Source organism: Enterobacter sp. AC1, from assembly GCF_050434705.1.
In the GTDB taxonomy this organism is placed as follows: Bacteria; Pseudomonadota; Gammaproteobacteria; order Enterobacterales; family Enterobacteriaceae; genus Enterobacter; species Enterobacter cloacae_L.
Window position 1 is genome coordinate 141,155 of the sequence record NZ_JBNDIZ010000001.1, and the last position, 24,438, is coordinate 165,592.

Annotated in this window: 21 protein-coding genes; all 21 read left to right on the plus strand. The window is 59.3% G+C overall.

Annotated elements, in window-relative coordinates:
* Positions 1-259: 259 nt before the first annotated feature.
* The 21 genes from M2433_RS00685 to tssH all read left to right on the plus strand — a co-directional run bounded on the left by M2433_RS00685 (position 260) and on the right by tssH (position 24,422).
* Positions 260-754: a hypothetical protein gene (locus M2433_RS00685; protein ID WP_059312794.1), complete on the plus strand. Its 495-nt coding sequence runs from the start codon at positions 260-262 to the stop codon at positions 752-754.
* Positions 755-777: 23 nt separating this feature from the next.
* Positions 778-1,281 carry a type VI secretion system lipoprotein TssJ gene (gene tssJ / locus M2433_RS00690; RefSeq protein WP_047345803.1) on the plus strand — a complete coding sequence of 168 codons (504 nt, stop codon included), beginning with the start codon at positions 778-780 and terminating at the stop codon, positions 1,279-1,281.
* Between the two features lie 28 nt (positions 1,282-1,309).
* A complete protein-coding gene (tssK, locus tag M2433_RS00695; protein ID WP_047345802.1) occupies positions 1,310-2,653 on the plus strand; it encodes a type VI secretion system baseplate subunit TssK in 1,344 nt (447 codons plus the stop codon).
* A gap of 17 nt (positions 2,654-2,670) precedes the next feature.
* Positions 2,671-3,909, plus strand: coding sequence for a DotU family type VI secretion system protein (locus M2433_RS00700; protein WP_033145801.1), 1,239 nt, complete (start codon positions 2,671-2,673; stop codon positions 3,907-3,909).
* Between the two features lie 2 nt (positions 3,910-3,911).
* Positions 3,912-7,532, plus strand: coding sequence for a type VI secretion system membrane subunit TssM (gene tssM, locus M2433_RS00705; protein WP_059312797.1), 3,621 nt, complete (start codon positions 3,912-3,914; stop codon positions 7,530-7,532).
* 16 nt (positions 7,533-7,548) lie between these two features.
* The gene (gene tagF / locus M2433_RS00710; protein WP_047345800.1) at positions 7,549-8,265 is read left to right on the plus strand and encodes a type VI secretion system-associated protein TagF; all 717 of its coding nucleotides are present in this window, start codon (positions 7,549-7,551) and stop codon (positions 8,263-8,265) included.
* An 11-nt stretch (positions 8,266-8,276) separates the two neighbouring features.
* Positions 8,277-9,293: a type VI secretion system protein TssA gene (tssA, locus tag M2433_RS00715; RefSeq protein WP_059312798.1), complete on the plus strand. Its 1,017-nt coding sequence runs from the start codon at positions 8,277-8,279 to the stop codon at positions 9,291-9,293.
* 75 nt (positions 9,294-9,368) lie between these two features.
* A complete protein-coding gene (gene tssB / locus M2433_RS00720; protein WP_008502644.1) occupies positions 9,369-9,893 on the plus strand; it encodes a type VI secretion system contractile sheath small subunit in 525 nt (174 codons plus the stop codon).
* Between the two features lie 3 nt (positions 9,894-9,896).
* Positions 9,897-11,396, plus strand: a complete 1,500-nt coding sequence (gene tssC / locus M2433_RS00725; protein ID WP_028018712.1) for a type VI secretion system contractile sheath large subunit — start codon at positions 9,897-9,899, stop codon at positions 11,394-11,396.
* A 336-nt stretch (positions 11,397-11,732) separates the two neighbouring features.
* Positions 11,733-12,152 (plus strand): T6SS amidase immunity protein Tai4 family protein, encoded by a 420-nt coding sequence (locus M2433_RS00730; protein ID WP_429052209.1) that lies wholly within the window; start codon positions 11,733-11,735, stop codon positions 12,150-12,152.
* Positions 12,153-12,332: 180 nt separating this feature from the next.
* Positions 12,333-12,815 (plus strand): Hcp family type VI secretion system effector, encoded by a 483-nt coding sequence (locus M2433_RS00735; protein ID WP_010432842.1) that lies wholly within the window; start codon positions 12,333-12,335, stop codon positions 12,813-12,815.
* 57 nt (positions 12,816-12,872) lie between these two features.
* Positions 12,873-13,415, plus strand: coding sequence for a hypothetical protein (locus tag M2433_RS00740; RefSeq protein ID WP_429052212.1), 543 nt, complete (start codon positions 12,873-12,875; stop codon positions 13,413-13,415).
* Complete coding sequence (locus tag M2433_RS00745) at positions 13,406-13,813, plus strand: putative T6SS immunity periplasmic lipoprotein (protein WP_429052214.1); 408 nt, start codon at positions 13,406-13,408, stop codon at positions 13,811-13,813. The genes M2433_RS00740 and M2433_RS00745 overlap by 10 nt, the downstream gene beginning before the upstream one ends.
* 81 nt (positions 13,814-13,894) lie before the next feature.
* Complete coding sequence (gene tagH / locus M2433_RS00750) at positions 13,895-15,661, plus strand: type VI secretion system-associated FHA domain protein TagH (RefSeq protein ID WP_429052216.1); 1,767 nt, start codon at positions 13,895-13,897, stop codon at positions 15,659-15,661.
* Positions 15,658-16,455: a PP2C family protein-serine/threonine phosphatase gene (locus M2433_RS00755; RefSeq protein WP_059312806.1), complete on the plus strand. Its 798-nt coding sequence runs from the start codon at positions 15,658-15,660 to the stop codon at positions 16,453-16,455. Before tagH ends, M2433_RS00755 begins: the two co-directional genes overlap by 4 nt.
* Before the next feature lie 16 nt (positions 16,456-16,471).
* Complete coding sequence (locus tag M2433_RS00760; RefSeq protein ID WP_429052219.1) at positions 16,472-17,476, plus strand: hypothetical protein; 1,005 nt, start codon at positions 16,472-16,474, stop codon at positions 17,474-17,476.
* 9 nt (positions 17,477-17,485) lie between these two features.
* Positions 17,486-18,298 carry a type VI secretion system accessory protein TagJ gene (locus M2433_RS00765; protein ID WP_429052221.1) on the plus strand — a complete coding sequence of 271 codons (813 nt, stop codon included), beginning with the start codon at positions 17,486-17,488 and terminating at the stop codon, positions 18,296-18,298.
* Positions 18,291-18,854 carry a type VI secretion system baseplate subunit TssE gene (gene tssE, locus M2433_RS00770; RefSeq protein WP_010432861.1) on the plus strand — a complete coding sequence of 188 codons (564 nt, stop codon included), beginning with the start codon at positions 18,291-18,293 and terminating at the stop codon, positions 18,852-18,854. The genes M2433_RS00765 and tssE overlap by 8 nt, the downstream gene beginning before the upstream one ends.
* Before the next feature lie 2 nt (positions 18,855-18,856).
* Positions 18,857-20,728: a type VI secretion system baseplate subunit TssF gene (gene tssF / locus M2433_RS00775; protein ID WP_429052222.1), complete on the plus strand. Its 1,872-nt coding sequence runs from the start codon at positions 18,857-18,859 to the stop codon at positions 20,726-20,728.
* Positions 20,725-21,768, plus strand: coding sequence for a type VI secretion system baseplate subunit TssG (tssG, locus tag M2433_RS00780; RefSeq protein ID WP_429052224.1), 1,044 nt, complete (start codon positions 20,725-20,727; stop codon positions 21,766-21,768). The genes tssF and tssG overlap by 4 nt, the downstream gene beginning before the upstream one ends.
* Before the next feature lie 38 nt (positions 21,769-21,806).
* Positions 21,807-24,422: a type VI secretion system ATPase TssH gene (gene tssH, locus M2433_RS00785; RefSeq protein ID WP_429052226.1), complete on the plus strand. Its 2,616-nt coding sequence runs from the start codon at positions 21,807-21,809 to the stop codon at positions 24,420-24,422.
* The last annotated feature ends 16 nt before the right edge of the window (positions 24,423-24,438 follow it).

Consider the following 24,438-nt stretch of genomic DNA (forward strand, 5'->3'; position numbering starts at 1 on the left):
CCTATAATCTTCCGACTGCTTCATTTACCACCAGTTGCGCAGCGGTAAATATTGAATTGATACGAAGCTCATGTAAACTTGTTTACCGTTTGTCAAAATATGTCAGGAACACGCTGGGCCTTATTCTGGAGGGCTCGTGCGGTAGCTATGTCCTTAAAATAGTAACATCCTGAAAATATCCTGGCTATTTTAACAATAGCACTTAAGTCAAACTTCATCCCCTTATCTCCATCATCGAAATATCGCTACGGAAAAGCATATGAAAATGCGCGTACTGTTTTCACTTCTGTTTGTAATGGCGGTGGCGGGCTGTAAAGCGCCGCAGAAACCTGTGATCAACGACGATACGATCGAGACCAGCCAGGTCAACGGCGTAACCTTAACCCACCGTCACGCCGTTACGCCGCCGGCGGAGTTCACGCCGGTCAACGAGCCGTATCGTGCCATGTATCCGGCATCCCTGATGAGCCGTCCTGACTTTGGCGGCAAGGTTATCCGCAACCTCGAGACCGGTAAAACGTATGTGGTGCTGGGGCAGGTTGAACACTACTGGATGGCGCTTGCCGATGAAGGTAACGAGCAGCTGATTGGTTACGTCCCGATGCGTGCCGTTATCAAGGCCGATCAGTACGAGGCCACCGTGCGTAAGCAGGCCATTCGTCCTAAGGCGCGTAAAAAAGCGACCTGTGTTGATGTCGACGGCAACAGCAAAGCCTGCAAAGACAGCGCTAACGGTACCTGGATCCTGAACTAAACGGCTTTCATGAGCGCATTTTTATGAATAATAAAAATTTTCATAAGCTGTGGTTATTCTTTTACGCGGTGATTTTCGCCCTTGTCGGTGGTTGTACGTCGTCTTCACACAGCGACCCCTCCCGCTACAATCTGCAGTTTCAGGCTCATCCACAAATCAATGAATCTGCGCCGCTTAAGGTCCGGGTGCTGTTGCTGAAATCCGATGCGGATTTCATGTCCAGCGACTTCTACTCCCTGCAGAACAACGCGTCAGCCACGCTTGGCGCGAATCTGCTGAACAGCGATGTGTTCTTCCTGATGCCGGGACAGCTGTCGAAAACCCTCAGCGGGCAAAGCTCTCCGGAGGCCCGCTACATCGGCGTGATGGCGGAATATCAGATGCTGGATGGCAAAAAATGGCGCGTTTCACTCCCTCTGCCCGTGCCTGGCGAAAATCACATCTATCAGTTCTGGAAATGGTCCGCAGATGAACTTCAGGCCAACGTCTTCCTCGACGTGAACGGCATTCGGGTCATCAGCCAGTAACGCGCTTCATAACAGGAAACACATCATCATGACCAAAGCAGAAAAGGTCGTCTGGACCGAAGGCATGTTCCTGCGTCCACACCATTTTCAGCGGACTGAAAGTTATCTGCTCAACCATGTTCGTGAATGGGGTGCGCTGCAGCGCTCTTATCTCTGGGGCTTTCTGGACGTTGAACTGGATGAAGCGATGCTTCGCCAGGGATGCATTGCCCTGAGCTACTGCAGCGGGTTGCTGCCGGACGGCACCTTTTTCCAGGTCCGTAACGGGCGCAACGGTCCTGTGCCGCTGAAAATTCCTGACAACCTCACCAATGAAAAGGTGGTGCTCGCGCTGCCGGTTCGTCGCGGCGAGAGAGAAGAGGTGATTTTCAGCGAAGAGCCGGCCTCGCTGGCGCGCTTTATCGCGTTCGAGCAAGAGGTCGAAGACGATAACGCCATGTCGGTGGGGGACGCCACCGTCCAGTTTGGCCGCCTGCGTCTGACCCTGATGCTGGAAAAAGACCTCACGGCCGAATGGACCGCCATCGGCGTGGCGTTTGTGGCTGAGAAACGCAACGACAACCACGTGCGCCTCGATAACAGCTACATCCCGCCGATGCTTAACGCCAATAACAGCCCGCAGATCTACAGTATGATCAACGATCTGCACGGCTTACTGGTGCAGCGCAGCCAGCAGATTGGCGGCCGATTGCGCCAGCCTGGCCGCTTTAACACCTCTGAAATGATCGAGTTTACGCTGCTGTCGCTGGTTAACCGTCACCTGGGCGAGGTGTCGCATTTAAAAACCCTCCCGCTGCTGCATCCGGAAACGCTCTGGCGCAGCTGGCTGCCGTTTGCCACCGAGCTCGCCACCTGGACGTCGCAACGCACCGCTGAAAGCGTGCTGCCGATTTACGATCATGACGACCTGGCAAACTGCTTTAGCAAGCTGATGCTGATGCTGCGCCAGGGACTGTCGCTGGTAATGGAAGACCACGCAATTCAGCTGCCGCTTAACGAACGCTCTCACGGCCTGAACATCGCCACGGTGCCGGAAACCAGCATGGTGCGCGAGTTTGGCTTTGTGCTGGCGGTCAAAGCCAATGTGCCGGGCGAACACCTGCAAACCCATTTCCCGGCGCAGATGAAGGTCGCGCCGGTGTCGAAAATTCGCGATCTGGTCCAGCTGCAGCTGCCGGGCATTATGCTGCGCGCCATGCCGGTCGCGCCGCCGCAGATCCCGTGGCACGCCGGCTACAGCTACTTCGAGCTCGAGAAGGGCAGCGAGCTGTGGCACGAGATGGATAAGTCCGGCGCATTCGCCCTGCATCTTGCAGGGGAGTTCCCGGGGCTGGATATGGAGTTTTGGGCCATCCGTAGCCCGACAGAATAATAAAGCGAGCGCTTAATATGCAGGAACGACAGGACACCGGCAGTGATGCCGCGTTTACCGGAGCCAGTAGCAACAATCAGCTGGTGGCGGCCGCCAATCCGCTGCTCAATGCGATCCCGCAGATCCGTCATTCGGTGTCGCATGACGATCAGGTGGCGCTGCGCCAGCGTCTGATCGATGAGATTCGCCGTTTTGAAGTCCGCTGCCAGCAGGCGGGGCTGCCTTATGAAGTGATCGTCGGGGCGCGTTACTGCCTGTGTACGGCGCTTGATGAAGCCGCCGCGCTCACCCCCTGGGGCAGCAGCGGCGTCTGGTCAAGCAATGGCCTGCTGGTGACGTTCCATAACGAAACCTGGGGCGGCGAGAAGTTTTTCCAGCTGCTGGCGCGCCTGTCGCAGAACCCGCGCGAACATATCCTGCTGCTGGAGATGATCAACTACTGCCTGCTGCTTGGATTCGAGGGGCGCTATCGGGTGCTGGACAATGGCCGCACCCAGCTTGAAACCATCAAGCAGCGTCTGTGGCAGATGATCCGCGGCGTACGCGGCAGCTACCCGCCGCCGCTTTCACCCCATCCGGAAGATCGTCCGGTGCTGCGCAAGCTCTGGCGGCCAATGGTTCCCCTGTGGGCCTGCGTGGCGCTGGCCGGCTTTATCGCCTGTCTGTTTTATATCGTGCTTAACTGGCGTCTTGGCGATAACACCAACCCGGTGCTGGCGAAGATTTACCAGTCTCAGCTGCCGGAAACCACTATTCAGCAGCCGGCTCGTCAGCTACCGGCGGTGCTGAACCTGCGGGGCTTCCTGAAGCCGGAAATCGAGGCGGGCCTCGTCGCGGTGAAAGACGAAGCGGATCGCAGCGTCGTTATCCTGAAGGGCGACGGGCTGTTTGCCTCGGCCTCTACCGTGGTGCGCGACCGCTATGAGCCGGTGATCAACCGCATTGCGCAGGCGATGAATAACGTCAGCGGCAAAATTCTGGTGGTGGGCTACAGCGACAACGTGCCGATCCGCAGCGCGCGCTTTGCCTCTAACTATGAACTTTCTCTGGAACGTGCCCGCTCCGTACAGAAAATGCTGCAGGGAAGCCTCTCTCAGCCTGGCCGCGTGAAGGCGGAAGGGCGGGGTGAGATTAACCCGGTGGCGCCGAACACGACGCCGGAAAACCGCGCCCGTAACCGCCGTGTGGAAATTACTCTGCTGGTGTCGCCTGAAAATACGCAGGCCGAGCTGAACGGATTGCCGCAAGGAAACTAAGGATGCTGACTACACTTCTTTCCATTTTGACCAACCGCATTCTGTGGAGCTTCCTCGGCGTAACGGCGCTGGCGGCGGTGATCTGGATGATTGGTCCCCTGTTGTCCATCGTGGACACCCGGCCGCTTGAGTCCGAACAGAACCGCATAATCAGTATCGCCGTGGTCTACCTGCTCTGGGCGCAGGGCCACATTCTGCCGCGGCTGTACAATGCCTGGCTGAACCGCAAGCTGATGGACAAGCTCAAAGAGAACACCGCCAGTCCGGAAGCGGCGGATCCCCAGAAGCGGCTGAACAGCGAGGAGCAGATCCTCGCCAGCCGCTTTGATGAAGCCGCGCAAATGCTGAAAAAAGCGCACTTCAGCAAAGCGGGACAGGGTGCCCAGTGGACCCAGCGCTTCAGCACGCAATATCTCTATCAACTGCCGTGGTACGTCATTATCGGCGCGCCGGGCTCGGGTAAAACCACGGCGCTGGTCAACTCCGGGCTGCAGTTCCCGCTGGCGGATCGTTTCGGTAAGACTGCGCTGCGGGGCATCGGCGGCACGCGCAACTGCGACTGGTGGTTCACCAACGAGGCGGTGCTGCTGGATACGGCAGGGCGCTACACCACGCAGGAGAGCGAGCAGGTGCAGGACGCCGGCGAATGGCTGGAGTTTATCAACCTGCTGCGCAAGTATCGCCGCCGCCAGCCGATCAACGGCGTCATCATCACCATCAGCATTTCTGACCTGCTTACCCAGTCTGCCGAGGCGTCCCGCCAGCAGGCGGTGAATCTGCGTCAGCGTTTGTCCGAGCTGCATGAACAGCTGGGCATCCGCTTCCCGGTGTACGTGATGGTGACCAAGGCCGACCTGCTTAAAGGCTTCCGCGCCTGGTTTGCCGACTACGACAAAGCGCAGCGCGACCAGATCTGGGGCTTTACGCTGCCATGGGAACAAACCAAACACGCTGACTACGACCTGATGGGCAACTTCCAGCAGGAGTTTTCGCTTTTACAGCAGCGCCTCGATGCCGGGCTGCCGGAAACGATGCTGAAAGAGCACGACGCGAAAGCCCGTGCCGAAGCCTATCTCTTCCCACAGGAGTTCGCCGCGCTGCGTCCGCTGCTGGCGGATTATCTGAGCACGGTCTTCGCCCGCTCCAACTTCGAAACCGAATTCTCCCCGCGCGGGATCTACTTCGCCAGCGGCACGCAGGAAGGCATGCCGTTCGACCGCGTGATGGGCGAACTGAACCGTGCGCTGTCGCTGCCGGAAGGGGCGGAGGCGGATCGCTGGGATTCGGTGAGCAAAGAGGCCCCTATCCCGGGGGCGAAAGGCCAGAGCTTCTTCATCAAGAACCTGCTGCAAAACGTCATTTTCCAGGAAGCCGGGATCGCCGGAGAAAACCGCTGGTGGGAACTGCGCAACCGGGCCGTGATCTGGTCCGGCTACGCGGCGCTGCTGGCCCTGCTGGTGATCCTGGGCGGGCTGTGGCTGACCAGCTATGCCAAAAACAAGGCCTATCTGGAAGAGGTGGATGCGAAGGTGCCGCTGCTTGACCAGCAGAGCAAGGCGCTGCAGAACCAGACCCAGCGTGACCTGTTCGATCTGCTGCCGCTGCTGAACGGTCTGGTTGACCTGCCAAAAAGCGACGCGTTTGACGTGAACGACCCGCCCGTTTCCCGCCGTATGGGGCTTTATCGTGGGGATGACGTCAGCGATGCTTCCCAGTCTCTGTACCAGAAAGCGCTGGATCAGATGCTGCTGCCGGCCGTTGCCATGCACATTACCACCTGGCTTCGCAACGACAACGGCAGCGATGTGGAATACAGCTACGAAGCGCTGAAAGCCTATCAGATGCTCTATCAGCCGAAGCACTATGATGGCAAATTCCTGCACTCGTGGGTGATGCTCAACCTGCAGCGTAACCTGCCGCAGAACGTCACGAAGGCGCAGCTGCAAGAGCTTGAATGGCACCTGACCCAGCTGCTGGAGCCGAAGATTCAGGCCTCCCCGTACGCGCAGGATGAATCCCTGGTTGCGCGCGAAAGGGCGATGATCAACCAGCAGCCGCTCTCCACGAGGGTGTACGGTCGTCTCAAGCGCCTGCTGGAGCATGATGAAAACCTGAAGCCGGTTTCCCTTTCCGACCTGGGCGGACCGCAGAGCGAGCTGGTCTTTTCACGCAAAAGCGGCAAGCCGGTGAGCGAAGGCGTGCCGGGGCTCTATACGCCGGACGGCTACTGGAAAAGCTTTAACGGCCAGATTGACAGCGTTACCACCGCCCTGCACGAGGACGACGCCTGGGTGCTGGGGGCCGCCACGGCGCAAGAGGATAAACAGCAAATCGATAACGCCGTGCGCCAGCTCTACATGCGCGACTTTATCGCTAACTGGGATCGCTTTCTCGCCGACATTCAGCTGAATAACAGCGCCGACCTTTCCCAGCGCATCAACACGGCGCGCCTGCTCTCGGGGGCAAACTCGCCGCTGCGCCGTCTGGTGCAGAACCTGAGCCAGGTGCTGACGCTGTCGCGCAATGCGCCTGCGCCAGAAGATGCGGGTAAAGCGCAGGATCAGAGCAACCGCGCCACCCGTACGCTGGAAGCGCTGTTCAGCAACAATGACAATGCCCCGACGCAGGCTGCCGTGGTCACGCAGGCGCCGGAGCAGCTGGTGACCGACCACTATGCGCCGATGATCGAGCTGGCGCAGCCGCTGGAGAAGGGCGGGAAGACCATCGTATTTGACGATTTTCTCAAGCAGGTGGATGAGCTTTACCGTTATCTGACCGCCGTACAGGACGCCGCCAACAGCGGCATGCCGGCACCGGGCGGCGAGGCGATCAGCCGTCTGCAGGCCAGCGCCGGTCGTCTGCCGGGCGGGCTGCAAACCATGTTCAGCAATATGGCGGTGGGCGCCAGCAGCGATACCCAGCGCCGTGACCTGGAAAACGTGCGTAAGCGCATCAACGTGGAGGTGGGCGGGTTCTGTCGCCAGGCGATTGCCGGTCGCTACCCGCTGGTGCGCAGCGCCAGCACCGAGGTCACCCCTGACGATCTCGCGCGCATGTTTGCCCCCGGCACCGGTTTGATGGACGCCTTCTTCCGCGACAACCTGACCAATAAAGTGGATACCACGCAGGCAAACTGGCGCTTTATGCCGGGCATCGACGGTAAAACGCTGCCGGGAAGCGAAGGGCTGCTGAGACCGTTCCAGCAGGCCCAGTCTATTCGCGACGCCTTTTTTGCTAACGGCGCAACCACGCCGTCTTTCAAGGTGACGGTACGCACCGTGCGAATGGATAACACCATTCTGAACCTGACGCTGGACGTTGACGGCCAGCTGCTGCGCTACAGCCACGGCCCGCAGGCCGTGCAGATCATGAACTGGCCGGGGCCGGGCGGCACCAACCAGGTCCGAATGCAGCTGGGTCTGGCGAACGGCAGCACGGCGACGCTGGTGACGAACGGTGCCTGGGCGCTGAACCGCTTCTTCGATAAAGCGAGCACCAGCCCGGGGGCGGGGAGCCTGAGCCGTCAGGCCACCTTCAACGTTGACGGACATCAGGTCACGCTGGAGTTTGCGCCAAACAGCATTCGCAACCCGTTCCAGCTTCCTCGTTTCTCATGCCCATAACCGCAAGGACAGCCGTATGACGAATACCCCTGCGATGAACCGCTACAGCTGGTATGGCAAATTACCCAGCGCCGGAGATTTTTTGCAGCGCCGCTTTCCTGACACCTTACAGCGCCAGTGGTCCCATTGGTTCCAGGTCGGTCTGCTGGCCTGGCAGCAGGAAGAACTGCGCAGCGGCGAGCGACAGTTCCACAAAGCGCCGGTCTGGAATTTTGTTGTACCGCCTATGCTGGGCAGCCAGATGATCCAGATGGGCTGCCTGCTGCCCGGTCGGGACAGCGTTGGCCGACAGTACCCGGTTTGCCTGCAGCTGAGCTTCGCCCCGTCAGAGTGGTCGACTAACCTGCTCAGTCAGGCCGAGAGCTGGTATCAGCAGCTTGGACGCCTGGGGCTGCACGCGGTGCGCAACAGTTTTTCCGCCTCGCAGCTGGACGAGATGCTGATGTCCATTCCGGCGCCGCAGCCCGTCGAGCCGCAAAAGCGTTCCGACATTCTTGATGTGATTGGCTATGACGAGGACGGCCAGAGCACGCTGGGCTGGCCTCAGGCGGCAGAGTGTTTTGACCCGCTTCGTCAGACCAGCTACTGGTGGACCAACCGCTGCGACGGCTACCCGCTGTACACCCACGTTCACAGCGGTAACTTTACCGGGCAGCTTTTCACCCTGCTGTTCGATCCGGCAGGGGGCGCCCGCCCGGGCCGTCACGGTCTTTATCCGCCTATGTTTGAATAAGCAGGGATCTTATGAATATCGAAGAATTTCTCGCGCCAATAAGCCCCGACAGGCCCTGCGGCGAAAACCTGGAGTACGACGCTGACTTCCAGCTCATGAATCAGGCAGGCCAGGGAAAAGCGGAACAGCAGTTTGGTGACACCATCATCCCGGCGGAGCCGGCTGACTGGAACACGGTAGAAAAATACGCCACCAGCCTGCTGAGCCGCACCAAAGATCTTCGCGTGCTGCTGGCGTTAACCCATGCCTGGACGCGCCGCCGCGGGCTCGCGGGCTACGCAGACGGATTGCTGCTGGTGCAGGAGGCGCTCGCACGCTACTGGGAGCCGCTCTACCCGCTGCTGGAAGAGTTTGGCGAAACCGATCCGTTCTATCGCATTAACGCCCTGGCAGGGCTGAGCGATAAGTCTGACCTTACCGTCGCCGTGCGTAACGCCTCGCTTCTGCGTTCAAACGGCGATGAAATTTCGCTTCGGGATGCCCAGGCGCTGCTGGACGGCAGTAAGACGGAATGCCCGGACTATCCCGGCGGCCGTCCACGGCTGATTGACGAGCTGGCCCGCGGCGACCAGCCGGGAACCGCAGCGGTTATCGTCATTAACGAACGCCTGCTGGCGATTCGCGATCTGCTCACCGGTTATCTCGGCGAAAGCGGGGTACCGGAGATGGAGCAGCTTCTGAAAACCGTTGGGCTGGTTGCCAGCGCCTGTCAGGTGACCGACATCAGCAAGCTCCTGCCGAACCGGGAGGCGCAGGCTGAACAGCACGCCGAGCCGCAGCCTGCGGCTGCGCAACCCGTTCAGCAGGTCACCGACTGGCGCAGCGTGCAGGTCACTAGCCGCGCCGACGCGCAGCTGATGCTGGAAAAAGCGAAGCAGTATTTTGCACAGTACGAACCGAGCCACCCGGCACCGCTGATGATTGAGCGGGTGCAGCGGCTGTCAGAACTTAACTTTATGGACATTATTCGCGACCTGGCGCCAGACGGCGTTAACCAACTGGAAAACATCTTTGGACGCCGCGAATAACGCGTCCAGGCATTATGACGACAGGCATGGAGCCTGCCGTTTCACCTTCACCGCGCATCTTTGATGGAGAACATCATGGCAATGAGTAACAGTGGGCAGAAATTCATCGCACGTAACCGTGCCCCCCGCGTGCAGATCGAGTACGACGTAGAGATCTACGGTGCAGAACGTAAAATTCAGCTGCCGTTCGTGATGGGCGTCATGGCCGATCTGGTCGGCAAACCGGTGGAAAATCTGCCGGCCGTGGATGAGCGTAAGTTCCTCGAAATCGACATCGACAACTTTGACGAACGCATGAAGGCGCTGAAGCCACGCGTGGCGTTCCAGGTGGATAACACCCTGACCGGCGAAGGCAAGCTCAACGTCGATCTGACCTTCGACAGCATGGACGACTTCCTGCCGGATGCGGTGGCCCGCAAGGTTGAGCCGCTGAACAAGCTGCTGGAAGCGCGTACTCAGCTCTCCAACCTGCTGACCTACATGGACGGCAAAAACGGTGCGGAAGAGCTTATCGCTAAAATTCTGCAGGATCCGACGCTGCTCAAATCCCTGAGCCAGTTGCCGAAAAATGACGAAAGCGCGAAAGGTAGCGAGGAATAATCAATGAGCAACCAGACTCAACAACATGAGCAGCAGGCGGGTCAGGCGTTCAGCCAGGATGAATTCAGCGCGCTGCTGAACAAAGAGTTCCGCCCGAAAACTGACCAGGCACGCTCCGCCGTGGAAAGCGCGGTAAAAACTCTGGCGCAGCAGGCGCTGGAAAATACCGTCACCTTCTCAAACGATACCTACCGCACCATTCAGAACCTGATTGCGGGTATCGATGAGCAGCTGTCGCAGCAGGTGAACCAGATCATTCACCACGACGAGTTTCAAAAGCTGGAGAGCGCCTGGCGCGGCCTGAGCTACCTGGTGAACAACACTGAAACCGACGAGATGCTGAAGATCCGCTTTATGAGCATCTCCAAGCAGGAGCTGGGCCGTACCCTGAAGCGCTACAAGGGCGTGGGCTGGGATCAGAGCCCGATCTTCAAGAAGATCTACGAGCAGGAGTACGGTCAGTTCGGCGGCGAGCCGTTTGGCTGCATCGTGGGCGACTACTACTTCGACCACAGCCCGCAGGACGTTGAGCTGCTGGGTGAAATGGCGCGCATTGGTTCTGCGGCACACTGTCCGTTTATCACCGGTACCGCACCGGGCGTGATGCAGATGGAGTCCTGGCAGGAGCTGGCCAACCCGCGCGACCTGACCAAGATCTTCCAGAACACCGAATACGCCGCCTGGCGTTCACTGCGTGAATCTGAAGATGCCCGCTATCTCGGTCTGGTGATGCCGCGCTTCCTGTCGCGCCTGCCGTACGGCATTCGCACTAACCCGGTCGACAGCTTTGACTTTGAAGAGCAGACCGACGGCGCGAACCACAACAGCTACTCCTGGGCGAACGCCGCCTATGCGATGGCCGCTAACATCAACCGCTCCTTTAAAGAGTACGGCTGGTGCACCTCGATTCGCGGCGTGGAGTCCGGTGGGGCGGTAGAAAACCTGCCGTGCCACACCTTCCCGAGCGACGACGGCGGCGTGGACATGAAGTGCCCGACCGAGATCGCCATCAGCGACCGTCGTGAAGCCGAGCTGGCGAAAAACGGCTTTATGCCGCTGGTTCACCGCAAAAACTCTGACTTTGCTGCCTTCATCGGCGCGCAGTCTCTGCAAAAACCGGCGGAGTACCACGACCCGGATGCGACCGCTAACGCGCGCCTGGCCTCCCGTCTGCCGTACCTGTTCGCCTGCTGCCGCTTTGCTCACTACCTGAAGTGCATCGTGCGCGACAAAATCGGCTCCTTCCGCGAGCGCGAAGAGATGGAGCGCTGGCTGAACGACTGGGTCATGAACTACGTGGACGGTGACCCGGCTAACTCCTCCCAGGAGACCAAGTCCCGTAAGCCGCTGGCGGCTGCGGAAGTGCAGGTGCAGGAAATCGAAGACAACCCGGGCTACTACGCCGCGAAGTTCTTCCTGCGTCCACACTACCAGCTGGAAGGTCTGACCGTTTCCCTGCGCCTGGTGTCTAAACTGCCGTCGCTGAAGACGAAAGACGCGTGATGACGATTGCCGGCCCATTGGGCCGGCAACTTTTAGGTGAATACGAGATAGCTAATGAATTTGACTTTGAAAGCGTTAATACGAAAATTCATCAGCTATTTAACCATTTATACGTTGCTAATAATTTCATTCATGCTGTTTGTGACGGTATCCGTCTACTATCTCTTTATCTTTGACTGGCCGGAAGATGTTCCGCGAATCGCAATGCATGGGTTCTTATGTGTTGGACTTAATTCATTAGCGATAGGCATATACGTTGTCGCAGAGAAATGGAAAGAAAAATCGAGTATTTAACGTGGGCTGAGGCGCTGCGGGGCTTGGGGCAAAGGATATAAGGTGAAATATTTCTTTTTTTTCCTCGCATGTATGACTTTTTATGTGTGTGCCGGAAATAACTATCCTGATTTTTATCAGCAGCAAACATACCGGCAGGTTTTAAAAGATTTAGTTCTGGCGCGCTGTCTTGCGCAGGTGGCAGATAAAGGCAGCCAGTTTTCTGCTGATGCGGCCCGCAGTGCGAGTGCATTCATTGAGTGGATACCTTTTGATGCCGAAAATGGCACTGATAAAGTGGATGCCCTCATCGGAAAATATAAAAATCAAATTAATGGTTTTCATTCAGAGCGAAAACCCGATGTCAAAGGTGTAACCTTAAACTGTTTGCGTCTTTTTCATAGCGATGAGCTGAACAAACTGGTTCCGCAGGTCATCATAGGCGATCCTGATCGTACCTGGATTCAGGATAACCCGCAGTAGTAAAAGACTTCACATTCTTTCCGTTCATTCTGGGGGAATGTAAGACTGTCAAATGACACGGGTCATTTGATGTGAGGCAGAGGTAAAATATGGACGGTTTTATTCAGCCCCATGCTTTCCTGTTTGCCATATAAGGGCTTTTTCGAAAGCAATATTGTTCATCCACGAAGAGTAGATATTATGGCTATTGATATGTTTCTGAAGGTCGAGGGTGTTACGGGCGAATCTAAAGATTCTAACCACACCGGCTGGACTGATATTACCTCCTTCTCCTGGGGCGCTTCCCAGCCGGGTAATATGAGCGTTGGCGGTGGCGGCGGTGCCGGTAAAGTTAACTTTAACGACCTGCACGTTAACGCGCTGATCGACAAATCCACTACAGCAGTCCTGAAACACTGCGCCAGCGGTAAGCACCTGACCAAAGTTGAGCTGTCCGTCTGCAAAGCGGGTGGTCAGCAGGTTGAATACACCCGCATCACGCTGGAAGACGTTCTGGTGACTTCCGTTCAGTACACCGGTGCTGACAACGGCGATACCGTTGGTGTGACCTACGCATTCCAGGCTGCGAAAGTGAAACAGCAGTACTGGGAGCAGACCACCGCCGGTGGTAAAGGTGCTGAAAGCAGCGCTGGCTGGAACATCAAAGAAAACAAAGAAGCGTAATTGCGCATGTGGCCGGGGAGTTTTCCCCGGTCATTATCAACCGGGAAGGAAGATAGCATGGCAAGTTTGCAGGAAGGAGGCGCCCGTCCTCTCACCATTGGCGAAATAGCACTGGCGCGCTCGGTTTTTGGTGACGCAATAAAATACTCAGAAGTTAAAGTCCATAATAAAAGCTATTTGCCCTTTAATATGCAGTCAAACAATGTTGCGATGACGCCTAATGGCGAACTCTATTTTCGGGAGCCGCATTATCGGGACGACTTCTCGACAGAAGTTCCACGATATAAACACTGGTTTATTCACGAGATGGTGCATGTGTTGCAGCACCAGATTGGAATGAATGTTCGTACCCGAGGGGCATTCAGTTGGGCAGCAAGTTATAATTATTCTCTGCCCCCCGATAAAAAGCTATCGGACTTTGGTATGGAGCAGCAGGCTTCTATCATTTCAGATTTTTATTACCTGATAAATTACGGCCTGGGTGATTTCCGAAATATTGCAGGGTTTGAGGGGATTATCGGACCAGATCTGAAGGAAAAATACCTGCAGGTATTATCGTTGTTTATTCAAAATCCTAAAGACCGGCGGGTATGGTTATGAAACAGTTACTCAGTGTTGTGGCAATCGCATTAACGGTGAGCGCCTGTGTCTCTCATCCGGCACAATATCAGCCGCTTTCGGTTACGCTAAAGAACAACGAACCCTGCTTTGCTATTCCCGCTGACTCCGGGTTAGACGCGCCTGTCACCAGCCATTCGCCCACCATAATGAAACGCGCGGGAAATGAATGGAAAGCAATATCGCCGCCGTCAACGTTTAGCCCTGAGGTGACGTTAACGACCCAACAATGTCATCAGTGGACGGGGATTACGTGGCAAGCGGGAGAATATGATGTTGCTCTGAAAGTGTCAGGGAAAAACGATTCTATTCGCTATGCGGCCCGTTTCACCTTACAGGAAGGTACCTCAGGCCAGTTTAAGCTTACGCAGACTGAATAGAATATGTTAACCCCAAACGCCGCCGTTCTCGTCCCGAGAGCGGCAGCGTTTGAGCGCTAATCATACCAGCAGGAATACGCCATGCGATTCACGATTATTTCTACGAAACCCGGTCATCAGCCGCCGCAGAGCAGCTGTGATTTTTACGCCCCGGGCGGCACCATTGGGCGCGGTACGGATAACAATCTGGTATTGCCGGACAATGACCGCACCATCTCGCGTCTGCAGGCCATTGTTCACGTTGATGCCCAGGGTGAATGCCGCGTCACCAACCGTGGCAGCGTCACCCGCGTGGTATTAAATGACATTCCGCTGGAGCGGGGCCGTCAGGTTGAGCTGCAGGATGGCGACATTCTCGGAATTGATGAATACCGCATCGAAGTGACCGAGCTTATCCACGATACGCAGCCGGTAAGCCGCATGGCGGCCAGCATGCAGCAGCAGGCTCGTCCAGCCGCGCCAGCGCCCGCTCCGCAGCCGAAACCGGCAAGCGCCGCCCCGCGCGGGAAGAGCGAGCCGACAGCCGTGCCAACGGAAATCTGGGATAGCCTGATGCAGGAGTTCTCTATCTCCGACAGCATCTCCAGCAACCGCACAAAGCCCCAGCCCGCTGCATCGCACGATCCCTTCACCCAGCCCGCGGCGCCGGAGCGTAACGCCGAAGATCCGCTGGCGATGTTTAACGACAGCGATCCGAAGCTTGAGCGTAAGAATGTCGACCCGGACACGCTGTTCAGCGATGAGGCGCTGTTCAAAAAAGAGAGTATTTTTGACGACGTCACCCCGTCAACGCTGGTGCCGCCGAGCGAGACAGCTCCCGTGCAGCCAGAAGAAGAGGCAGCGGATGAGCTCGACCCGCTGGCCCTGTTCGGTGGTAAGGCCAGCGCGCCCGCCGCGCGTAATGACGACCCACTTGGGCTGATGGGCGGCGCGCCGTTAACCCATCCGGACGACATTGCCGACGAAAAGCCGGAGCCGGAAACGGAACCAGCACCGGCGCAGGAGGAGGACGTGCTTGCCGCTTCCCCACTGTTCGCCCCTGAGCCGCAGGAGGCCCCGCGCGCTGAAGAAGAGCCCGCGCGTCCGGATTACGCAGGTTTCACCATGCCTACGCCGCAGGCCGTTGCGCGCAGTAGCGCGCAGACGCCTAAGGGCCGTCTGCGCATTGACCCGGTCAATAACGCCGCTTCCCCGACAGCCACGGCGAACAGCGGTGAGAAGGGCGAAGTGCTGCAGGGCGAGCTGCTGGAGGCGCTGCTGGAAGGCATGGGTCTCAGCGAAATGCAGCCGGTGCCGCAGTTTGACCGTGAAAATATGCGTCAGCTGGGCCAGATCCTGGGCATGTTCTCCCAGGGGACCGTGGCGCTGCTCTCTTCGCGCTCCATCCTCAAGCGCGGCGTAAAAGCCGATATGACCATGGTGCTGGACGATGCCAACAACCCGTTCAAGCTGCTGCCGACCGGGAAAACCGTCCTGATTCAGATGTTCGGCACGCCGATGCCGGGCTTTATGCCGCCAACCAAATCCGTGCGCGACGCGCTGATCGACCTGCAGGCGCACCAGCTGGGTATGATCTCCGGTATCCGCGCCATTATTGCCGCGATGCTGCAGTCCTTTAACCCGGAACAGCTCGAAGAGCAGGCGAAGCAAAACGGGATGACCTCTCGTCTGGCGCTGCCGGGAAGCCGCAAAGCCGCCCTGTGGGACTATTTTGTTCGCAGCTACGGTGAGACGGCCGGCGAGATTGAAGATGACTTCCACACCCTGTTTGGCGAAGCCTTCCTTCATGCGTATGACATGGAGGTGAATCAGTACAAAGACTCACAGAGCGGATCGGAAGACAAATGAATATCGCAACGGCTTCTCTCTCCCGCCAGGGGACGCGCGCCAGCAACCAGGATCAGACGGGAGAAACCATCGGGGAACGTTCAGCCTGCTTTGTCGTCTGCGACGGCATTGCTGGCCTGCCGGGCGGTGAGGTTGCCGCTGAACTGGCCCGCAACAGCATTATCTCCCGCTTCGATGGCGACAAACATCTTAATGCGCAGCATATTCGCGACTACGTGCAGACCGCGAATCGCACCATTTTGAGTGAACAGCAGGCCGTTCAGGACTATCGCCGGATGGGCACGACGCTGGTCAGCCTGTTCATTGACCGGGATTACGGCCTGGCCTACTGGGCGCACGCGGGCGACAGCCGCCTGTACCTGTTCCGCCGGGGATGGCTGTGGCACGTCACCACCGACCACAGCCTGGTGCAGCAGATGAAGGATGCCGGGCACCAGACCGAGAACCTGAACAGCAACCTGCTGTATCTGGCGCTGGGGATTGAAAACGGTGGGCCGGAAGCCAGCTACAGCGACGTGGTGCAGGTCGAAGACGGCGATGCGTTCTTACTCTGCACCGACGGTTTCTGGCACGGCGTCAGCGAAGAGCAAATGAAGCAGTCGCTGCATATGGTCAATACGCCACAGGAGTGGCTGACCTTAATGAACCAAATCATTCAAAAGAATGGCGAACAGGAGGGGAACGCTCAGGATAACTATACTGCCCTGGCGGTATGGATGGGCAACCCTCAGGACACCACTTTGCTGCACACCCTCTCTGATGCAGCACAATTTCTTCCCTGCGGAACTGATTAGACACACAAGGAACGATATGAAACTTTGGCTATCGGGTTTGGCAATTCTGGCGGTGACCTCCACCGCGCAGGCTGAAAATTTCCGCATCGTGCAGTCTCCTGCGCAGAAGCTGGATATCTGGATCGACAACATCAAAGACAACACCCCGCAAAGCTGGTGTAAGCCAGAGGTGGCGCTGCGTATTGTGGCGAACGGCAAGAAAGACGTCTCCGTGCTGGAAAACTTTGTGCCGCGTCTTGGCTCACTGCTGGAACACCAGTGCAGCAAAGTGAATAAGCTCAGCTGGACGCTTAACGATCCGGCGGGGACGACGCTGGCGCAGGGCACGGCAGGCAAAGCGCAGGAGTGGGCGCTGGTGGTGAAACAGGCGCAGGCTGAGCCCGCCGCGACCCCGACCGCAACCGCAACTGCGGCCAGCGGCGCGTTGCTGCCGCCAGACCAGAACGTGGCAGCCAATACCGTTGCCGCCGACCGCACGCCGTGGCAGGAGTTTACCCTTCAGGACGGCTGCCACCTGCGCACCTTCTGGGAAGGCGGCGCTTCCGCACCGGCGCTCTTCATTCCGGATTCTGATACCACCCGCTGCGGTAACGGCAGCTGGCTGAGCGGACACACCGTCATTTCTCAGTCCCGCAGCGGCGGGCAGAAAGAGATGGCGGTGACCTACATTCATGGCTTCCCGGTAACGGGGCTTAACCAAAGCGCTGACCCGGAAAACGCGCTGATCACCTCCGTTAACAAAGAGCGCATGGTATTCAGCACCCCGAACAGCGACCAGAGCTGGATGATCCTGCCTTACGATCCCACCCTCAACAGCTGGAAGAGCAACGGCACGGTGGCGGTAGAAATTTCGCGTGAAACCGCCAGCGACGATGCCAAACTGCAGGCGCGTATCGACGCGGTGAAAAAAACGTGGGGCGCCTGGGTTGCACCCGGTACCCCGCTGAATATCGTTCTGATTGACACCCTGCGCCCGCAGCTGCGCGATCCGGCAATCGGCGCATGGCGCGCGGCGAATTAAGGAGTGGCTATGAATACGCTCTATCAACACCTGGCGGGTGAGTCGCTCGGCGACGCGCTGGCGCGTCTTGAAGCAGAAATCAAAGCCCGTCCGGCGGATGCCGACCTCCGCGCCGCGTTCGTGCAGTTTTTAACCCTCAGCGGCAACTGGACCCGGGCGCTGACCCAGCTGAAAAGCTGGCTGGCGCTGAAGCCTCAGGCGAAGCCCACCGTCACGCTGCTGGAGCAGTCCATTCAGGGCGAGCTGCAGCGCGCGCAGGTAATGGCCGGCGCGCAGCGTCCTGCCATGCCTGAAACCCAGTGGCCGTGGCTGACCACCCTTGCCGCGGCGCTGGGCGAGGAGGGCGAGCGCGCGCAGGCGCGGCGTCTTGAAGCCCTTGACCTGGCTCAGGCAAACCCGGGCCGCATCGTCCTCGAAAACGAGGAGACGCAGGCGTTTGACTGGCTGATGGACGGCGATGCTCGTCTCGGCCCGGTGTGCGAAACCATTGTAAACGGCCGCTATTTCTGGCTGCCGTTTAGCGCGATTGCGGAGATCCGTTTTCAGGCCCCGGCCAGCGTCACCGACCTGGTCTGGCGCCATGCGCTGGTACGCCTTACCGACGGCACGGAACAGGTGTGCCAGATCCCGGCGCGCTATCCTTTTGGGGACGATGCCTCCGATGCGGTCAGGCTGGGGCGCACCACCGAGTGGCGTCCGCTCGACGAGGACGGCACCCTTTACGAAGGGATGGGGCAAAAAGCCTGGCTGAGCGAACAAAGCGAAAGCCCGCTGCTGACGCTAAGCCTCGTAACGTTTGCGACGGATGGAGCCGATGAGTAATCCCGCTGGCGAAGGCGATCTGCTGCGCAGCGGCTGGCAAGCCCGCAGCAAGCAGGAGAAGGTGGGGGCGCGCGACAAAATGCAGCCCTCGCTGCTGGATCGTCTCACCGATAACGACCCGGAAAAAAAGCGTGAGTCGGCCAACAGCAATCTGATCACCCACGCCGCGCTGCGCCGCAATGTCCTGCGAGATCTGCAGTGGCTGTTTAACACCATCAACCATGATGCCTCCGGTGATTTGAGCGCCTTGCCGCACGTGAACCGCTCGGTGGTTAACTTCGGCGTCGCCCCGCTAGCCGGGAAGCGAATGTCGGATATCGAATGGCACGATATTCAGCGCAAGCTTACCGAGGCCATCATCAATTTTGAACCGCGCATTTTGCCGCAGGGGCTGCAGGTTCGCTGCGTATCGGATACTTCCTCGCTGGATCTGCACAACGTGCTGTCCATCGAGATAAAAGGGCGCTTATGGTGCGTGCCGTACCCGCTTGAGTTCCTGTTTCGCACCGATGTCGATCTGGAAAACGGCCATTTTGAACTGAAAGATGCGGGGTAATCATGGAAAGTAAACTGCTCGAGTATTACAACCGCGAGCTGGCCTACCTGCGCGAAATGGGGGCCGAGTTTGCTGAGCGCTATCCGAAAGTTGCCGGACGGCTGGGCATGCGCGGTATCGAAGTGGCGGACCCGTACACTGAACGCCTGATGGAGGGCTTCGCCTTTCTCACCTCCCGCGTGCAGATGAAAATGGATGCGGAGTTTCCGCGCTTCTCCCAGCGCCTGCTGGAGATGATTGCGCCGAACTACCTCGCGCCCACGCCCTCGATGGCAATTGCCCAAATTGAGCCCGACAGCAGCCGGGGCGACCTGAGCAAAGGCTTTATCGTGCCGCGCGGCACCATGATGGACAGCCTGGCGCTGAAGAAGACGGGCGTCACCTGCAGCTATACGACGGCGCACGACGTCAACCTGCTGCCGGTGAAAATCGACAAGGTTGAGCTGGGCGGCGTTCCCGCAGACCTGCCGCTGGCGCAGCTGGGCCTGAGCCAGCGGGGGATTAACAGCGCCTTACGGATCCGCATCGCCTGCGACGGTCCGCAAAACCTCGGGCACCTGGATTTTGACCGGCTCGAGTTTTTTCTCAGCGGCCCGGACATTGAAGCGCTGAAGCTGCTGGAGCTGGTGATGGAGCACCATGCCGGGATCGTCTGTCAGACGGTCAGCCAGCATCCGCAGCGACAGCTGCTGGCGTCGGACGCGCTGCGTCAGGAGGGCTTTGGGCCGGAACAGGCTTTGCTTCCGGACGATCTGCGCAACTTTGACGGCTACCGACTGCTGCAGGAGTATTTTGCCTTCCCGGCCCGTTTCCGCTTTATCAGCCTGAGCGGTCTGAGCAAGCTGGTTCAGCGTTGCGAAAACGAAAAAGCCTTTGATGTTTTCATCCTGCTGGATAAGTCGGATGAACAGCTGGAGCGCGTGGTCGACGCCAGCCATCTGGCGCTGCACTGCACGCCGGTGATCAACCTCTTCCCGAAGGTGGCGGCCCGGCAGAAGCTGAACGAAGGCCAGCATGAATACCATCTGGTAGTCGATAACATCCGGCCGCTGGACTATGAAATTTACGCCGTGAATAAAATTTTCGGCAGCGCCGACGGGCAGCGCGATGACCAGACGTTTCGTCCTTTCTGGAGTACCTGGAGCGGCGACGCGGGCAACTACGGGGCCTATTTTTCGCTGCGCCGGGAGCAGCGCGTGCTCTCTGAGCATGCCCTGCGCTATGGCACCCGTACCGGCTATATCGGTTCAGAAGTGTTTGTTTCGCTGGTGGATGAACAGCACGCGCCGTGGCAGGAAAACCTGCGCTATATTTCTGCCGAGGTGCTCTGCACCAGCCGCGACCTGCCGCTGATGCTCCAGCAGGAGCTCGGGCAGTTCATCATGGCTGACTCCATGCCGGTGAAATCCCTGACCCTGCGTAAAGGGCCGACGCCGCCGCGTCCGGCGCTGGCCGAAGGGTTCAGCACCTGGCGGCTCATCAGCCAGCTGCAGATGAACTACCTCAGCCTGATGGACAGCGAAAATGAAGACGGCGCGGCCGCGCTGCGCCAGCTGTTAGGCCTGTACGCTAATCTGGCCGAAACGCCGGTTGCGCGTCAGGTGGAAGGCGTTCGCCACTGCGTGCTTGAGCCGGTTCACCGCCGCGTGCCGGAACCCGGTCCGGTCGTTTTCGCCCGCGGAATTGGCATTACCCTGACGGTGGACGAGCGGGCGTTTTCCGGCGCCAGCCCCTGGCTTTTCGGCAGCGTGCTTGAGCGCCTGTTTGCCCGGCTGGTGTCGATTAACAGCTTCACGGAATTCACCCTGAAAAGCCAGCAGCGCGGCGAAATCGGCTACTGGGCGCCGCGAATGGGTAAAAGGGCGCTGCTATGAGTGACGTTGCTGCCGCACCGCTGCGCGTTCACCGCCTCACGCCGCTGCCAGACAGTTTCTGGCGCGGGGTGCGCGAGACGCCGTGGCGCTATGACCTGTTCCAGCTGCTAAGGCGCATTGACGCCCAGGGGGGCGAGCGCTATCCGCTGGGACGCGCGCCGCTGCCGAAATTTGAGCCGTTACGCATCGGCCAGCAGCCGTCGATGAGCTTCGCGCCTTCCACGCTGGCACAGGTACGACAGCGGGAAGAGAGCGGGCTGCACGAGGTGTCTATCCTCAGCTTCGGGCTGTTTGGCCCTAACGGCCCGCTGCCGGTCCACATGACCGAATACGCCCGCGAGCGTATTCATCATCATCAGGACAGCAGCCTGAGCGCGTTTGCCGATCTGTTCCACCATCGCCTGACGCTGCTGTTTTACCGCGCCTGGGCGGACGCGCAGCCCGCCGTCTCCCTTGACCGCGCCGACAACCGGCGCTTTGAGGGGTACCTCGCGTCGCTGATTGGGATGGGGCAGCCGGGCCAGATGAGCAAAGGCAGCCTGAGCGCCCATGCCCGCTTTACCCACGCCGGGCACCTGACCCGTAACGGGCGGGATCCGGAGGGGCTGGAAAAGATCCTGCGCAACTACTTTAACGCGCCGGTCAGGCTGGTAAGCAACGTGCCGCAGTGGATGCCGCTCTCCGCGCGGGAGCAGGCGCAGCTGGGAGCAGGGCGCCGCATGCCGCGCATGGGCGAATCCGCCTTTCTGGGCGTTGCGGTGCGCGACGTGCAGCACAAGTTTCGCATCGAGATCGGCCCGCTGAGCGCGGAGGAGTACAACCGCTTCCTGCCGGGCGAAGCGTGGGTCACCGAACTGCGCGACTGGGTGCGCCAGTATGCCGGGCTGGAATTTGAGTGGGAAACGCGGGTGATCCTGCGCGAAGACGCGGTGCAGGGCACCACGCTCGGCGGCGACGGGCGATTAGGCTACAGCACCTGGCTGGGCCACCAGCCCCAGCCTGTCCCGCGTGGCGATCTGGTGTATCGCGCAGAGCGGTAATCCTTCCGTATACCGAATCATTGTTAATGGAAACTAACATGTCAGAAATTAGCCGTGCCGTGCTTTTCGGCAAACTGGATACGCTGTTATTTACTTCTCTGGAAAGCGCCACCGCGTTTTGCAAGCTGCGCGGCAACCCGTACGTGGAGCTGGTGCACTGGCTGCATCAGCTGATGCAGCAGCAGGAGGGCGATCTGCAGCAGGTCATCCGCCACTTTGCCCTCGACGAACAGCAGCTGACGCGCGATATCGTCGCCGCGCTGGACGCCCTGCCGCGCGGGGCGAGTTCCGTTTCCGACCTCTCCGAACATATCGACAGCGCCGTGGAGCGCGCCTGGGTTTATGGTTCGCTAAAGTTTGGCGTCAGCCGTATTCGCGGCGGCCACCTGCTGATCGGCCTGTTCAAAACCTGGAACCTGGCCAACGTGCTGAAAAGCATCTCGGCGCAGTTCACCCGTCTTAACGTCGAGGTGCTGATTGAGCAGTTTGATGCCATTTGCGCCAACAGCAAAGAGACGCAGCAGGCCACTGCCGCGGTTGACGCACCGGCGGGGGCGGTACCGGCTGCGCAGGGGACGCTGGCCCAGTACGGCCAGGACCTGACCGCCCGCGCGCGTGACGGCAAGATTGACCCGGTTGTCGGGCGTGATGAAGAGATCCGCCAGATGGTCGATATTCTGATGCGCCGCCGTCAGAACAACCCGCTGCTGACCGGGGAAGCCGGGGTCGGCAAAACGGCGGTGGTGGAAGGGCTGGCGCTGCGTATCGCCGACGGCGACGTGCCGGAGCCGCTGCAAAATATTCAGCTGTGGCTGCTGGACATCGGCATGCTGCAGGCAGGCGCCGGCATGAAAGGCGAGTTCGAGGCCCGACTGCAGGCGTTAATCAATGAAGTGCAGTCCAGCGCCACGCCGATTATTCTGTTTATCGATGAGATCCACACCCTGATTGGCGCAGGCGGCCAGCAGGGCACCGGCGATGCCGCCAACCTGCTGAAGCCCGCGCTGGCACGCGGTCAGCTGCGTACCATCGGCGCCACGACCTGGGCGGAATACAAAAAATACATCGAGAAAGATCCGGCGCTGACCCGTCGTTTCCAGACGGTGCAGGTCCACGAGCCGGACGAAGCGAAAGCCGTTCTGATGCTGCGCAGCACCGTGTCGCCGCTGGAGACGCACCATCAGGTTCTGCTACTCGACGAAGCGGTCAGCGCGGCGGTGAAGCTATCCCATCGCTATATTCCGGCGCGTCAGCTGCCGGATAAAGCCGTTGCCCTGCTCGACACCGCCTGTGCCCGCGTCGCGGTCAGCCAGAGCGCGCCGCCGGCGCAGCTGGAAGACTGCCTGCGCCATCTCGCCGCGCTGGACGTGGAAATCGAGATAGCCGAACGCGAAGCGCGCGTGGGAGCCGGTGACGCCGGGCGCGTAACGGCATTACGCGCCGAGCGCGACGCGTATGAAACCAAACGTGAAGCCCTGGCCCAGCGCTGGGAAGAAGAGCGCAGCCTGGTGCAGGAGATTATCCGCCTGCGCGCGGCGCTGTTCGCGGCGGGCGAAGACGATGCCGCCGAACTGCGCGGCCAGCTGGCGGAGCAGCAGCTGGCGCTGAACGCCTTACAGGGCGATGAGCCGCTGCTGTTTGCCGCGGTGGATGAAAACGTTGTCGCCGCCGTGGTCTCCGACTGGACCGGGATCCCGCTGGGCCGGATGGTGAAAAACGAGATCGACGCGGTGCTGAACCTCGCCGATACGCTGAACCAGCGGGTCATCGGCCAGCGTCACGGGCTGGACCTGATTGCCCGCCGCGTCAAAACCTCGCGGGCGAAGCTCGACGACCCGAACAAACCGGTGGGCGTCTTTATGCTATGCGGCCCGTCCGGCGTCGGTAAAACGGAAACCGCGCTGGCGCTCGCGGAATCGCTGTACGGCGGCGAGCAGAACGTTATCACCATCAATATGAGTGAGTTCCAGGAAGCGCACACCGTTTCCACCTTAAAAGGTGCACCTCCGGGGTACGTAGGGTATGGTGAAGGCGGGGTATTAACCGAGGCCGTTCGCCGTCGCCCGTACAGCGTAGTGCTGCTGGACGAAATTGAAAAAGCGCACCCGGACGTCCACGAGATCTTCTTCCAGGTCTTTGATAAAGGCTGGATGGAGGACGGCGAGGGGCGCCACATTGATTTCCGCAACACCATTATTATTCTGACGTCCAACGTGGGCACCGACCTGATTAGCGCCATGTGTGCCGATCCGGAGCTGATGCCGGATCCGGACGCCCTGAGCGGCGCGCTGCGCCAGCCGCTGCTGGAGGTGTTTCCCCCCGCGCTGCTGGGCCGTCTGCTGGTGGTACCGTACTACCCGCTCAGCGACGATATGCTGGGGCAGATTGTTCGCCTGCAGCTTAAGCGCATCCAGCGTCGTCTGGAAGAGAATCACAACATCATTTCTGAGTTTGACGACAGCGTGGTGGAACAAATTGTTCAGCGCTGCACCGAGGTGGAGTCCGGCGGCCGCATGGTGGATGCGATCCTCACCAACACCTTGCTGCCTCAGATGAGCCAGATATTACTTACCGCCAGCCGCAGCGACGAGCAGTACCGACGTCTGCACGTCACCTGCGAGCAGGGCGAGTTTCACTGTCAGTTTGCCGCGTAATAATCATCAAGAGAAC

Bases quoted from the DNA above. Each gene is read 5' to 3' on its own strand.
- tssG (WP_429052224.1), top strand. From the start codon at position 20,725: ATGAGTGACGTTGCTGCCGCACCGCTGCGCGTTCACCGCCTCACGCCG.
- M2433_RS00685 (WP_059312794.1), top strand. From the start codon at position 260: ATGAAAATGCGCGTACTGTTTTCACTTCTGTTTGTAATGGCGGTGGCG.
- tssK (WP_047345802.1), top strand. From the start codon at position 1,310: ATGACCAAAGCAGAAAAGGTCGTCTGGACCGAAGGCATGTTCCTGCGT.
- tssF (WP_429052222.1), top strand. From the start codon at position 18,857: ATGGAAAGTAAACTGCTCGAGTATTACAACCGCGAGCTGGCCTACCTG.
- tssH (WP_429052226.1), top strand. From the start codon at position 21,807: ATGTCAGAAATTAGCCGTGCCGTGCTTTTCGGCAAACTGGATACGCTG.
- M2433_RS00765 (WP_429052221.1), top strand. From the start codon at position 17,486: ATGAATACGCTCTATCAACACCTGGCGGGTGAGTCGCTCGGCGACGCG.
- tssC (WP_028018712.1), top strand. From the start codon at position 9,897: ATGAGCAACCAGACTCAACAACATGAGCAGCAGGCGGGTCAGGCGTTC.
- tssB (WP_008502644.1), top strand. From the start codon at position 9,369: ATGGCAATGAGTAACAGTGGGCAGAAATTCATCGCACGTAACCGTGCC.
- tagF (WP_047345800.1), top strand. From the start codon at position 7,549: ATGACGAATACCCCTGCGATGAACCGCTACAGCTGGTATGGCAAATTA.
- M2433_RS00740 (WP_429052212.1), top strand. From the start codon at position 12,873: ATGGCAAGTTTGCAGGAAGGAGGCGCCCGTCCTCTCACCATTGGCGAA.
- tssA (WP_059312798.1), top strand. From the start codon at position 8,277: ATGAATATCGAAGAATTTCTCGCGCCAATAAGCCCCGACAGGCCCTGC.
- tssM (WP_059312797.1), top strand. From the start codon at position 3,912: ATGCTGACTACACTTCTTTCCATTTTGACCAACCGCATTCTGTGGAGC.
- M2433_RS00735 (WP_010432842.1), top strand. From the start codon at position 12,333: ATGGCTATTGATATGTTTCTGAAGGTCGAGGGTGTTACGGGCGAATCT.
- M2433_RS00760 (WP_429052219.1), top strand. From the start codon at position 16,472: ATGAAACTTTGGCTATCGGGTTTGGCAATTCTGGCGGTGACCTCCACC.
- M2433_RS00755 (WP_059312806.1), top strand. From the start codon at position 15,658: ATGAATATCGCAACGGCTTCTCTCTCCCGCCAGGGGACGCGCGCCAGC.
- tssE (WP_010432861.1), top strand. From the start codon at position 18,291: ATGAGTAATCCCGCTGGCGAAGGCGATCTGCTGCGCAGCGGCTGGCAA.
- tagH (WP_429052216.1), top strand. From the start codon at position 13,895: ATGCGATTCACGATTATTTCTACGAAACCCGGTCATCAGCCGCCGCAG.
- tssJ (WP_047345803.1), top strand. From the start codon at position 778: ATGAATAATAAAAATTTTCATAAGCTGTGGTTATTCTTTTACGCGGTG.
- M2433_RS00700 (WP_033145801.1), top strand. From the start codon at position 2,671: ATGCAGGAACGACAGGACACCGGCAGTGATGCCGCGTTTACCGGAGCC.
- M2433_RS00745 (WP_429052214.1), top strand. From the start codon at position 13,406: ATGGTTATGAAACAGTTACTCAGTGTTGTGGCAATCGCATTAACGGTG.